Origin of the sequence: Rhizobium sp. LjRoot254, from assembly GCF_964254105.1 — a bacterium.
Classification (GTDB): domain Bacteria; phylum Pseudomonadota; class Alphaproteobacteria; order Rhizobiales; family Rhizobiaceae; genus Rhizobium_E.
Genome location: NZ_CAXUSM020000001.1, coordinates 4,539,287 through 4,551,548 on the forward strand (window position 1 = coordinate 4,539,287; position 12,262 = coordinate 4,551,548).

Below are 12,262 nucleotides of genomic sequence, written 5' to 3' on the forward strand. Positions count from 1 at the left end.
TCTATATTCAATCGCTTAATATAAGTTCCGTGATCCGCGAAACGCAGATTAAAAGCTTCCGTTCATAGTAAAGATTTACAACGCCGCTCCAATAAAATAGATTTTTTTACAATGCCTTTAGTTTTCGTTTTTCACAACTGATTTTTTAGAATAGGCTAATTTTGTGGATGCCAGCCTGCGAAAATCGTATGGTTGGGGCGTGGTTTGAGGCGTTTTGCATGGAACTGTTGAGAAAGGCGAGTGTGCCTGGTCCGAAAATAACTGTCATAATGCCGACGCACAACCGGCAGGATATACTTTCACGAACACTGTCTTATTATTCGAACCAAACAATCGATACAGGCGAATTTGAGGTGGTTGTTGCGGATGATGGTTCGAATGATGGCACTGCGGCAATGGTCTCCAGTCTGCAGCCGACGCTCGGGTACGATCTGATCTACTGCCGGCTGCCAGGAAACCGGGGGCCTTCGGCGGCGCGGAATAGCGCGATCCGGGAGGCGAGGGGGGACATACTCGTTTTTGTCGGCGACGACATTTTTCCAGCCAAGGATTTTTTGCAACAGCACCTGCTGTGGCACTGCGAGCTGTATCCGCAGGAAGATGTCGGAGTCCTTGGCCAGATCAGGTGGGCAAGTGAGTTGGACTGCACACCGCTCATGCGCTGGCTCGAGCAGAATGGCACCCAGTTCGCCTACGGGGCAATGGTGCACGGGCAGAGTCTCGATTATGGCTATCTCTATACCAGCAATGTATCGCTCAAGCGCTCGTTTATCGAGCGTACCGGCCAATTGCTCGATGAGCGGCTGCGCTTCTGCGAAGATTCCGAATGGGGCTTTCGACTCTTTCAGATCGGATTCCAGCTGCGTTACAACTCCGTTGCGATAGGTGAGCATTTCCACCCCGTGACGCTGTCTTCTTCGCTCGGGCGAATGATCGACCTGGGAAAGTCAGCCGGCAGAATAGCGGAAATCAGCCTTGACAATTTTAGAAGGATCACAAATGCTCAGCTGCATGAAAGCAGGCCCGTTCGAGCAAAAATTATCGGCCTGATGCTTCATCCGCTCGTTGGTCGCCTTGTTTACCGGCCACTTGCCGCTTTTTGCGAACGTCGTTTTTTTGCAGATCGAATCTTCGCCGCATGCCACGCCTCGTACTTTCGAAGGGGCTTGATGTCGGTTCACCCTAGCCCTTCAAATGCAGCCTCGGGCAAGATGAGGTCTGATGATTGAGTTCAGGCGATATGGACGCGAACTGCGAGAGATTTCATCCCAGGCACCTGCAATTGGGCCATCGGTGCTTCTTTGGCGCCTGGCCCAATGGAAAATCCTACGGAGCCTCAACGGCCATCGTACGGTGACTATTCACGATCATAGCCGCATGCGCCTTGAGGCGAGACGTGATGATCATGGAATCCGAGCAAGCATCTTCCTTTTTCGGGAAGCCTACGAACCCTCGGTGCGATTTGCGATAGACCGTTTTGTCGAACCCGGCGCAACCTGCTACGACATAGGTGCCAACCAGGGGTTATGGTCTCTGCGCATGGCAGAAAGAGCGGGGCGGGCCGGTCGGGTCTGCGCCTTCGAACCGATTCCGGAAAATGTGGGTAGTCTCAAAGTCAATGCTGCACTGTCCGGAGCGTCCATCGAAGCATACCCCTTCGCGCTTGGGGACTCCGAGGGGTTGGTCAGCATGTACTTGCCCTCGGATGTCGGCTCCGGTTCGCTTGCGCGGCACGCGGAGGATGCAAAGGTGGTGGACGTTCCGATAAAGTTGCTCGATGCGTTTTGGCAGTCGGACGGGTGTCCGCTTGTCAGCTTGGTGAAAATGGACGTGGAGGGCGCCGAGCTTTCTGTTCTTCGCGGGGGCCAGCACTTCATCAGTAAAGTGAAACCCATCGTTTGCTGCGAGGTCAATCCTGAGCGGCTCCGGGCGATGGACGCCCACGTTGCCGATCTTCTGAGCATCTTTGCCAGGCTGTCCTACCGTTCTTTTGCCTGGGATGCAGAGCGTTGTTGCCTAGTGGAACATTCGGTCGATCCGAAGCTTGAACGAAATGTCGATTTGGTCTTCATTCCGCGGGAAATAGCCATCAGAGCCAGTGGACCCGATGGACGGCTGCTTTGAATAGGAAACACTATCTTTAGAAGAATGTATTAGGGTTTTCGTACATCTAACTTGCTATAGACCATAGTAACTCGGGGTCGATCGATGCGCACGATGCAGAATCTGCTTTTCATCCTCAAGCAGCGGCGTCGTCTCTATGCGATTTTTTTTGTGGTTGTTTTCGTCGGCGGACTGGCTGCAGTCTATCTAAAACGCCCATCGTACGAATCCACGGCCAAGCTGCTTGTCAACTTGGAGAGTCTCGGAGTTTCACTCTCCAAAACTGAAACTCCGGCGAGCGGGCCACAGGTTCTGGCGGTCGAAGCCGTGACGTCTCAGATAGAGCTTCTGACTTCGCAGGATCTGATCGCGGAAGTCGTCGATCGCATCGGCCCCGAGGGATTTCGTGGGTCCCCGCCCAACAATCCCATCGTCCGTTTTGCGGTCGAGACGCTCGGCGCTGCAAGTGACGGTCTTGCTCATGCGCTCGCTGCACTCGGTCTGGTGCAACAGATCAGCGAGCGCGATGCGCTTATTGAAGCCGTTGGGCGGGGCTTAAGGGTCTTTCCCGTCCGCCAATCCCAGGTCATCGTTGTCACCCAGCGCTGGAGGACCCCGACCATTCCACCGCTCGTCCTCAGGACGCTGCTGCAGCTTTACACGGAGAAATCGAAGAAACTCGATGGAACCCGCAGCGAGTACGCGCTCTTCACCGATCAGGTCAAACAAGCGGCGGAAGCACTGAACAAGGCGGAAGCGGACGCACGCATCTTTGAGAGAACATATGACATCGCCGATCTCGCGCGCGAAAAACAGATGCTGATCGACCGGATCGATCGCCTTACCTCGGTCAAGACGGAAGCAGGCTCGGATGTGCCGACCGCGAACCCATTCGCCAATGGCGCCAAACTGAATAATGTGGCGGTCGGCGAACAACTGACCCAACTTCGGTCGCGGCTCTATTCGCTCAATGAAGAGCGCGCCAAGGCATCGGCTTCCTTCACGCCGGAACACCGAGTGGTCAAGGAGTTGGAACAGCAGATCGCCGAGACGAAAGCAGCGTTGGCAGCCGAAAACTCTGCTCTGACGCAAACGATTGAGGGCGCCCGAACACGCCTCGCTGTGCTTCTGGGCGCCGAACAGGCGAACAATAGGATTCGGCGCAACATCGAGATCGCCTCCGAGGCTTACCAGACTTACCGCAAGGTCGCTAAGGATCGGCAGAATATGCTTGCCCACAAAACGATTGTGCGTGTCCAGATCATCGACGCACCGACGGCACCGCTTCGCCCCCTCGGTCCAAGCCGGTTGATCTGGGTACTGGCCGTCGTTTTGCTTTCCGCGGGGTTCGCCGCGCTCGCGATCCTCGTCGTCAACTTCTTGGCAGTTCGCCAGGCCGCGCTGTCGGCGGCCTCAGTCGATCCGCCAACGGAAGTGACGTTTATGGTCAAGTCGGGATTCTAAGCTTGAATCTCCACGTCAACAGCAGGCTGATAGCGCAGTAGAGCAGAATACCGGCGATATCCCGTTCTATGTCGATCTCGCGACCGTTGCGGAATACCAGCCAGGCCGTTGGTAAAACCGCGACGACCGCAGGAAACGAGGCATAGAGGAGGTCCGCCTTCCGCACATATTTCCAGTAAACGAAGATGGTTGATACCACCGCCGCGATCACCATGGAAAGGCCGAACGCTAGCGCAGCCCCTTCGGCACCGAGCGGCGGAATGATCATCAGGCTGCACAAGATCTGGATGCCGACGAGCAACATCACCAGAACCACCGTCGGGCGCTGTTCGCCAGCGCCCAGAAGCAATGCGAGATTGAGGTAATAGATCGCTGCAAATGGATAGACGGCGAAAAGAATGAGAATGAGATCATCGACGCCTGCGAAACTGCGCGACAACAGAAACGTCATGATGGGCGCGCCGAGCTCCGTGCCGAGGATCGCACCGAGCACGGACAGCACCAAGACAATGCGGAAAACCCAGGCATAGAGATCGGCCAACTCCGAATGTCGATTGTCATGCAACTGTATGAAGCGCGGGGAAAGCACCGTGCCGACTGCCAGCGGCGCAACGGCGGCGGCATCCATCATGCGTGCCGCGATGCTATAAAGGCCAAGGCCCTGCCCTGAATGGAACCAGCCGAGCATGATTAGTTCGATGCGCGATGAGACTATGAAAAGACAAAATATGAGTGCATAAGGCGCGGCCTTCGGTATAGCCGACAAAACGACAGCCAGATCGCGTCGCGGCCACACAACGATGCCAAGCTGGCAGACGCCTCGGTAGAGGATCCCCGCGTAGACGATATTAGAGATGACAAATGTGACGGCAATGACGAGTATGTCGCCTTTCATTGCTATAACCACTGCACCGGTGCCGACCTGCACCAGAGCCAGACAAAGATGAGCGAATGAAATGTTGGAAAAATGGCTCCGGCTTTGAAGAAGCGCCTCCAGAAATGAGGCCAACGCCGTGAAGTAAAGGCTGAACGCAATCACGGCAACCAGTTGAAGTACGATGGACTGGAAATCGAAGGTCCAGAAGAACAACATCACGAGAGCGTTGGCGGCCGCGGCCAGTGAGAGCCTGAATGGCAGCAGGGCCGCAGCGAATGCCCGGCCTCGTTCGATATCGATCGACGCCTCGCGCAGCATGAACCGGGTCATCCCTATGTCTCCCACTGCGTCGAATATGATGATCACCGACAGCACGAGGTTGAGATAGCCAAAGTCTTCTGCTCCGACGTATCTTGCTAAGTAGATAATGTATATGAAATTTATCAACTTTGCGAAAAGTTGTACGAACAATATGAGCCCGACATCTGTAAAGAAACGCATCTTCATCGAGGTGGTTATTCTGCGTCTGGCACGCGTCAAAAGGGTTTTCGTAGTGGAGTAATTTTCACGTGAAAGATTGGGAAGCAACATTCGGAATCCCATCTTCCATGCATCTTCATGGTAACCACAAATCTCACATAAGACGATAGGTATATTTCCCAGAAAATGCTTCGCGCCTGGATCGCGACAAGAAGCGGTTAAGTCCTATCGCCGAGAGATCTGAGCCGCCACGGAGAGGTCAAGGAGTACGCGGAAGTTTTGAAGGGCCGAATTTGCCTGCCTGACGAGCTACTTTCGACCAACTGAAGGATGTCGTTTGCCAGTATCGCGATGAAAATCCGGCCAATCGAGAAAGGGAATCCCAATTCCGATTCCGAATTCATAGGACTTGCTCTAGGTTGCGCTATCCAGAGGACTACGGATCGCCGAAGGTTCATGCTGCTTGAAGGCGCATGACCAGATTTGGATGTTACGTTGCAACTTGCCGTGCTCGAGCGGCACCAGTGTCTAAAGCTTCGGAAGTCGCAAGCTTAATTCCTGCGCACCGTCTCGATCGCATTCGACTTTGCTCGCTATTGCGGCCGACTTCAATTCCGAAAGGCATGGTTCATCACAGGATTACGCCCGCTGCCGGCTTTCGCATCTCTAGAAGCCATCGGCGGACTTCGTGGTAGTTCGCAGCAGTAATCGGATAGGCTCTCGCTTTGATCACGTTGGCGGCTCCCGGACTTATGTCATTCGTCGTAACTATTAGTCCAGCGCCTGCACGCTCAGCATGCACATCAGCCCAGGGCGCCTTGACAACTACCTTGCCCACCTTGTTCTTTTCTCGCTTGCACTGCACAATCAACGCTGGCGGCGTGCCGGCGGACGCGTCGCTGTTCCAGGCGCGCACATCAACCCCGCCATCATTCCTTCCAGGTCCAAGCTCAATCGAGTATCCGCTTCGGGCAAACCACTCTGCGGTGAGGCCCTCAAATTGGCGCCAATGTATTTCTTTTAAGACCTCTGGCGATCTCGACAGATAGTTTATGAAGCGCTGATCTATAAAGCCGGACCCATCTACCGGCAAAGCCTCGCATTCGAAAAGCGCGCTTAGTACAACTACGTTTTCTATCTCCGGGTCTCTCGCTAGAAAGGGTGAATGTGCCAAATGGATCGGCATTACCTCCAGCAACGCATCCATAATCGCATGTCGACGTTGACCAATCGCGTTTTCGAGGTCTGCATTCAATGCATTCCAATCAAGGCTGCTCACCTTGGTACGCCGTTGCAAGTGATAGTTTGCAACGGCCTCCACCTCCAGCAGTTCCATCACGCCAATAGACGATTTCCATTCCGCGCCCAATTTGTGCGCCAGTCTCATTCCCAAGGTGGGCATGCCGGGTTCGTCAGCCACTCCAAGGGAGTAAAGAATATCCCCAACAGCATCTTCGTAGTCCACACTCCCTATCCTCAGTAAGCGATTTTCGCCAGCAAGCTCCATTTTGAGCGGATTATCATCCCGCAAATGACGAATGATCTGCTCTCTGTTGAGCGCTAAGCCCGAGCGCTCGCCGGCGTCCTCGCTGATGGAGGCTGCGAACCCAGATGCCGTCATTATGATGTGCCCCATGTTCGACAGATAGCTGATTTCAGTGACGGGGAATAGTGCAAGCTGGCGGCCCTTCCTCCAGACCTACTATTGCCTATTAAAGTTATCCGCTGATCTTCCGGATAATCTCCGCCGACACGTCATCAGCCGCCTGCCGCACCGGATCTGGCGCGAGGTGCGCGTAACGCTGCGTCGTTTGGCTCTGTGAGTGCCCGAGCAGCTTGCCAACTATATAGAGGCTCTGCCCCGATGAAACTGCGGTGCTGGCGAAATTATGTCGGAGGTCATGGAGGCGCAGGCCGTCGAGGCCGGCTGTTTCGCGCACTTTTCGCCATACCTTTTGGATGCTGATGGGTGTTGTGCCGCCAGCAGCAGAGGAAAAGACAAGCGGCGAACCAGCGACCTTTGCCAAGGTCTTTAGCAGATCAATTGCACCCGAACCCAGCAGGAGCACTTTTTGCCCCGTCTTGCTATCAGGTAGTTTGGCGATGTTGTGGTCGAAATCGATCCAACTCCATTGCAATGTAAGAGCTTCGCCGCAGCGGCAACCAGATAGCAGCAGGAACCGAATGGCCGCAACTGCGAATGGGCTTTGCCCAGCGTCCTCCACCTGCCGCAGTGCTCCGCCCAGCCGCTCCAGTTCTTCTGCATTCAGATAGCGATCATGTTTTTTGAGCCTGAATAGCTTGATCCCCTTCGCGGGATTATCGGTTCGGACCCCTCTCCCAATTGCATAAGTAAACATTGATGACAGGAGTGCCATGGTTCGATTGGCGGTCCCCTTGCCACCTTTGACGATCGCCCGGCCGTACCGCCGGGTCTTCTCATCTACCGCAGTTTTGCCATCTGCGACGTTTTGTAGAAACCGCTCCAGGTCATTCTTGGTCAGTTCCGCAACCTTGCGCTTTGCAAGGAGAGGCAAGATGTGGCGCTTGATAAGACCGTTCTCGACGTCGCAAGTCGATATCTTTTTGTGCCCCATCGCATCCTTGAGGTAATGCTCGGCGAGTTCACTGACCGTGGCTATCTCGCTCTTCGTCTTCTTAGCAACGGGATCTACCCCCTTCGCAACATCAGCTAGCATCTGCAGCACAATCTCTCGCGCTTGATCCGGTGACCATGGTTGCCCATATGCTCCAATCGTGAATCGTTTGCTGTTGCCGTTAAGGCGAGCCTGAAGAATGAACGTTTTCCTCCCGGATTTGTACGCTTTGAGGCCAAACCCCTTCAGATCCCTGTCCCAGTAGAAGGTGTCCGTTGTTGGAGGGTTGATTTGGTCGATGCTCTTCTTTGTCAGTTTGATCGGTTCCACGTTGCTTACCCTCCAAAAAGTAAGCAAATAGTAAGCAGAAATGCGGGAAATGCAAGGAACGAAACCATGCCAGGAGAACTCAAATCTCCACCAAAAGCTTGATAATAAATCATTTTTGGTTATAGTCAGGAACTCGCCGGAACACAGGCATCAACATTCGCAATGTAGAGGCCAGCGGTTCGATCCCGCTTAGCTCCACCAAATTCCTCAACGTTATGATGCCTCTGTTTTAATCTGTATGACGGACGCGTGGTTTCACCGTTTTCGAGTGTCATTCAAACGGCGCCGGCGGGCTCCATCGGCCTTGCGCGCGGCCATAGCAGCGCGGCCAGCAGGAAGGCGTACATGATTGCCCCCGTGACATAGATGATCCGGGTGGAGAAGGATTCGGCCGCACTTCCCGGAATTGGTGAAACGCCCAGCCCGAAGAGGATCAGGAAGGTGGTGAGCGCGCCGGCAAATACCTTCGCCTCCCTGGTTTCCGCTGCGGCACGACCTCCAAGCAACAGCGCGACGACCAAGACGATGACCGCCATGAAGGCCAGGTTGGGCCGCAGGTCCAGAATGGCAAAGGCGACCGAGGCGATGACGCCACCCAGCACATTGACGATGATGAGCCCGAATGCCGTGCCGCGGCTGGCGACGATATCCAGCTGGCCGAGCATCGACGCCACGGTGATCGGAATGACCATCGCCGACGCCAGCTGATCATTGATCATGCAGACCGTCACGGCAGACAGCAGGATTGCCGTGTTCGCCGACGCTTTCCAATAACGATGCGACGAAACGGGCGCCGCCAAAGCGCCTGGCGCCTCTCCGGCCGGTTCGGGGACGAGCAGATGCGCGACCCACATGAGAACGGTACCGGTGACGACCGCAGTGGTCAGGATCGACAGGATGGAACCTGCCAGTTCGGTATTCAGCACACCGATGAGCGGCACGATGATCGCCACGATCAGGATGAGAAATATGGCGGCTCCGCCCTTGCCGAGGGCCTGCATGAAGAAACACAGGAAGTAGATCAGCCCGAGCAGAAACAGGAAGGTGATGTGGCTATCGGCGAAGAGCGTGGTCAGCATCATGAAGAACATGCCGGCGACGAAAATCAGGATCGCCGCCCCCAGTGTCTGGCCGAAGCCCAGGGGCCTGGAGCTCGACAGCAGGAATTGCGCTGCGAAAAGCGGCCCCAGAAACGGTATTATGGCGCCGATCCACACGGCAAACGTGAACCCGATCGAGACGGCGATCGCCACGCGCCATCCCTTGCGCCGCTGCCTGGCCAGCGCCAGTGCCGGTGACAGCTGATCTGCCTTACCCGACATAGGTCAGGACCGACATGATGCGGATCCACATCGCACCCCAGGCATTGGTCACCGGATTGTCGCCGGTATAGATCAGGACCGTTGCCTGCGATCCATAGCGCACGCCCTTTGGCCGGCCGTTGTCGAGCGTCAGGCGAACCGGAAAGCGTTGCGCCTCGGGCACCCAGCCCGTGTCGGTCCGGATCGTCGGAAGGCCGGTGCTCGGATCGGTATTGGATTGCGAAACGCCGAGACCGACGCTTTCGACCGTCGCCGTGAAGAGCTGTCCCGGAAGCGCGTCAAAAAGCACTTCGGCCTTGTTGCCGATCGCCGTGTTCTCCAGGCTGTTTTCCTTGAAGGCGGCCGAAATCCACACTGTCCCGATATCGATGAATGTCATGGCCGACTGGCCGGCGCTGACAACCTTGCCGACGGAAAGCTGGAGATTGGTGACCACGCCCTCGGACGGCGCCCGGACGGTGGTCCTGAGAAGGTCGGTCTCGGCACGCTCGAGAGCGGCAAGTGCTTCCTTGAGCCGGGGATTATCCTGGCCGGCCGGCCCCAATTCCTCTTGGGTCCTGACGAGATCGGCTTCCGCGGCGACCACTGTCGCCTCGGCCTGGTCCAGCTCCGCCTTGATGTCGTCCAGCTTCGCCTGGGTGAAGACCTTCTTCTTCACCAGAACTTCCGACCGGCCGTAGATATCGCGCTTGTTGTCGCGAATGCCGCGCGCCTCCACGACGCGCGCCTGGGCGGCATCGACATTGGCGACCGAAGCGCCGATCGACTGGCCGACGGATTCGAGCCTCGCCTTGGCTTCATCGACGGCGATCCGGTATTTCGTCGGATCGATGCGGAACAGGATCTGGTCCGGTTGTACGAGAGAATTGTCATCCACGCCGACCTCGATCACCCGGCCGGTCACCTCGGGCGCGATGCCGACTACATAGGCCTGGACCTGTGCCTGGGTCGAAGATGGCGTGCGGCGTTCCATGAACACCGAGAGCACGAACAGGATCAGCGCCAGCAGGACGATGACCAGCGCGACTTTGCGCAACGGGTTTCCGGTCTTGGCAGCTGGTGCGGGATCTGTCTGGATGTCGTCGGCGGCCACGGTTGGCTCCCCATAACTTGACTACTATGGTCTTGGCTGGTCCGGCCTGGCGGAAGGCCTGGCCGGACCCGGACGGGCGGGACCTCAATGCGCGGCGGTCGCGGATATGATGCCCAGTCGGCCCAATCCATTGACGACCAGCGTCACCGCGACAGCCGTCAGGAGGATGCCGAAGACGACCTCCGAGATGATCAGGCTTGCGGGCCTCATGCGCTTTGCAAGCACCTCGGTGTTGGTGAATACCAGATAGTCGAAGGCGGCGACGATAAGGACAAGGGCTACCACGAGTGCAGCGCTCGCAACCGAGACAATCTCATCGGACGCAATAAGCAGCACGGTAATGCCGACCGGATTGAGCAGATAGGGAATGGCGAGGGGAAAGACCGCGATCTTCTCATGATCGACCAGAACTTCCAGATCGTCGTCATGATGCTTCTCGGTCGGGCCAGCCGCCATCTTGAGCGCCAGCAGGGTGAGCACGATGCCGCCTGCAATCGCGACCGCGCCCCCGCTGATGTGCAAGAGACGCATCAGAAGCGCACCGGTGGCAAGAAGGATAAGCGCCGTGACGGTGGCCGTCAGGACCATCTGCCGGCCGATCTTGGCCTTGGTCGGGCCGTCGAATTTCTGCGTCATTTCAAGGAAGGGCACAAGGGCGATCTTCGGCCCCATGCCGATCAGCAGCAGAAGAAGAAGCTTGGTGACAAGGGCCACATCAATAACAGATAAATCCATCTCATCCCCCCGGAATACCCGACCCTTTTGCAACTATCATGTATCGGAAACGGAATGTCCAGTTTGGTCGGACCAGTCTGCCCGCCTTCATGGCAAATCCGGATTACTTCCTGAAAATACCGAGATTGATGAGTTGGACGCGCCTGTTGGCGGCGGCTTTTGAATCAGACCCTGGAATCGGGAAGGATTGTCCGACGCCGATAGCATAAAGCCGCCCTGGATCGATGGCGAAGGTGGTTGCAAGTGCCTCCCGAATCGCCGCTGCCCGCTGCTCGCTCAGCTCCAGATTGCGCTTTTCGCCACCAGTCGAACTGGAGTGACCGATGATCAGGAATTTGTAGGCCCAGAGATTCGGATGATGCAGGGCGTCGGCGATCATGCCGAGGGTTCGGTAGGACCTGGGCTCGATCGCAACAGAGTTGTTCTCGAAGTCGATCTCGACCACCATCTGCGGCAGCTTTTCGATCTTGCTCCAGTTGGGCAGGCCCGACATTTCCGCGCCGCCGCTGTTCAAGGCTTCCTGCCGGAGTACCTCGACATCGATGATGGGGGCGGCCGCGGTCAGCTTGTTCAACCCCGTCACGATCCGCTCTCGGGAGACCTCCTGGGCAGCCGCGAGGCCGGGCAGCAGGGTCATCGCGAGTACAGCCGCCAGTATTTTTGCTCCGAATTGTTTCATTGTCTTACCTCCAGCCTGCATCGGTCATCGTCTGAGCGCATTCATCGCTGATGTGTTTGTTGGGCTTGTTGAGGCAGGCGAGAACATAGCCATCGCCCTTGATGCCTTTGCAGCGGCGCGCAATGTCGCCCTTGCAGATCTTCTTGTAGGACGCCTGCGCCTGCTGGCGTGTGCCGATCGAACTGAAGACCACCGCAATCGTGCCTTTGCAGGTGGGCGAGACCTTGGCGGACTTTTCCTGCAGGCAACTTGCGATGCGGCCGCCGCCGAGGTTGAGGCCCTTGCAGAGCTTCTTGATATCGGCGCCGCAGTCTTCGGCGAGCTTGGTGACCGCGTCGGCATAGCTCAGCGTCTGAGCCCTTGCCAATCCGCTACATGCCACGAAGGCGATTAGGATCGCCGCCCAGACAAATCTACCCCTCAACATTCTCGTTCCTCCTGTTTCGGCTCACGTGCCGCCGCCTTGCAATTGCTATCCATTCTTGAACCCGCACGGGACGTTCCGGTCGCAGATTCCTCCTGTGGAAGCCGCCTTCATCTGCCCCGCGCACGGTCGTCATCGACCCCATCTATTGGAGATAT

The 12,262-nt window shown here is 56.5% G+C and carries 11 protein-coding genes; 3 read left to right on the top strand and 8 right to left on the bottom strand.

The window, feature by feature from the left end:
* Positions 1–218: 218 nt before the first annotated feature.
* From ACSQ26_RS22445 to ACSQ26_RS22455, 3 genes are all read left to right on the top strand, one after another.
* Positions 219–1,229 carry a glycosyltransferase family 2 protein gene (locus ACSQ26_RS22445; protein ID WP_436012809.1) on the top strand — a complete coding sequence of 337 codons (1,011 nt, stop codon included), beginning with the start codon at positions 219–221 and terminating at the stop codon, positions 1,227–1,229.
* Positions 1,222–2,124, top strand: a complete 903-nt coding sequence (locus tag ACSQ26_RS22450) for an FkbM family methyltransferase (protein WP_436012811.1) — start codon at positions 1,222–1,224, stop codon at positions 2,122–2,124. Before ACSQ26_RS22445 ends, ACSQ26_RS22450 begins: the two co-directional genes overlap by 8 nt.
* An 84-nt stretch (positions 2,125–2,208) precedes the next feature.
* Complete coding sequence (locus tag ACSQ26_RS22455) at positions 2,209–3,567, top strand: GumC family protein (protein WP_436012813.1); 1,359 nt, start codon at positions 2,209–2,211, stop codon at positions 3,565–3,567.
* On the opposite strand, the gene ACSQ26_RS22460 is transcribed toward ACSQ26_RS22455, so the two are convergent.
* From ACSQ26_RS22460 to ACSQ26_RS22495, 8 genes are all read right to left on the bottom strand, one after another.
* Complete coding sequence (locus ACSQ26_RS22460) at positions 3,551–5,035, bottom strand: oligosaccharide flippase family protein (protein ID WP_436012815.1); 1,485 nt, start codon at positions 5,033–5,035, stop codon at positions 3,551–3,553. The two genes, ACSQ26_RS22455 and ACSQ26_RS22460, sit on opposite strands and share 17 nt — an antisense overlap.
* 520 nt (positions 5,036–5,555) lie before the next feature.
* Positions 5,556–6,545, bottom strand: coding sequence for a restriction endonuclease (locus ACSQ26_RS22465; protein ID WP_436012817.1), 990 nt, complete (start codon positions 6,543–6,545; stop codon positions 5,556–5,558).
* A 97-nt stretch (positions 6,546–6,642) separates the two neighbouring features.
* Positions 6,643–7,851, bottom strand: coding sequence for a tyrosine-type recombinase/integrase (locus ACSQ26_RS22470; protein ID WP_436012819.1), 1,209 nt, complete (start codon positions 7,849–7,851; stop codon positions 6,643–6,645).
* A 275-nt stretch (positions 7,852–8,126) separates the two neighbouring features.
* Entirely contained in the window at positions 8,127–9,173 is a 1,047-nt protein-coding gene (locus tag ACSQ26_RS22475) for a DUF2955 domain-containing protein (RefSeq protein WP_436012821.1), read from the bottom strand.
* Positions 9,163–10,266 (bottom strand): HlyD family secretion protein, encoded by a 1,104-nt coding sequence (locus tag ACSQ26_RS22480; RefSeq protein WP_436012823.1) that lies wholly within the window; start codon positions 10,264–10,266, stop codon positions 9,163–9,165. The genes ACSQ26_RS22475 and ACSQ26_RS22480 overlap by 11 nt, the downstream gene beginning before the upstream one ends.
* 84 nt (positions 10,267–10,350) lie before the next feature.
* The gene (locus ACSQ26_RS22485) at positions 10,351–11,001 is read right to left on the bottom strand and encodes a MarC family protein (protein WP_436012825.1); all 651 of its coding nucleotides are present in this window, start codon (positions 10,999–11,001) and stop codon (positions 10,351–10,353) included.
* Between the two features lie 103 nt (positions 11,002–11,104).
* Positions 11,105–11,638: an OmpA family protein gene (locus tag ACSQ26_RS22490; protein WP_436012827.1), complete on the bottom strand. Its 534-nt coding sequence runs from the start codon at positions 11,636–11,638 to the stop codon at positions 11,105–11,107.
* Between the two features lie 46 nt (positions 11,639–11,684).
* Entirely contained in the window at positions 11,685–12,107 is a 423-nt protein-coding gene (locus ACSQ26_RS22495; RefSeq protein WP_436012829.1) for a hypothetical protein, read from the bottom strand.
* Between the last annotated feature and the right edge of the window lie 155 nt (positions 12,108–12,262).

Coding starts and splice junctions, on each gene's coding strand:
- ACSQ26_RS22460 (WP_436012815.1), bottom strand. CDS start 5,035: ATGTTGCTTCCCAATCTTTCACGTGAAAATTACTCCACTACGAAAACC.
- ACSQ26_RS22450 (WP_436012811.1), top strand. CDS start 1,222: ATGATTGAGTTCAGGCGATATGGACGCGAACTGCGAGAGATTTCATCC.
- ACSQ26_RS22465 (WP_436012817.1), bottom strand. CDS start 6,545: ATGACGGCATCTGGGTTCGCAGCCTCCATCAGCGAGGACGCCGGCGAG.
- ACSQ26_RS22495 (WP_436012829.1), bottom strand. CDS start 12,107: ATGTTGAGGGGTAGATTTGTCTGGGCGGCGATCCTAATCGCCTTCGTG.
- ACSQ26_RS22485 (WP_436012825.1), bottom strand. CDS start 11,001: ATGGATTTATCTGTTATTGATGTGGCCCTTGTCACCAAGCTTCTTCTT.
- ACSQ26_RS22475 (WP_436012821.1), bottom strand. CDS start 9,173: ATGTCGGGTAAGGCAGATCAGCTGTCACCGGCACTGGCGCTGGCCAGG.
- ACSQ26_RS22490 (WP_436012827.1), bottom strand. CDS start 11,638: ATGACCCTGCTGCCCGGCCTCGCGGCTGCCCAGGAGGTCTCCCGAGAG.
- ACSQ26_RS22455 (WP_436012813.1), top strand. CDS start 2,209: ATGCGCACGATGCAGAATCTGCTTTTCATCCTCAAGCAGCGGCGTCGT.
- ACSQ26_RS22445 (WP_436012809.1), top strand. CDS start 219: ATGGAACTGTTGAGAAAGGCGAGTGTGCCTGGTCCGAAAATAACTGTC.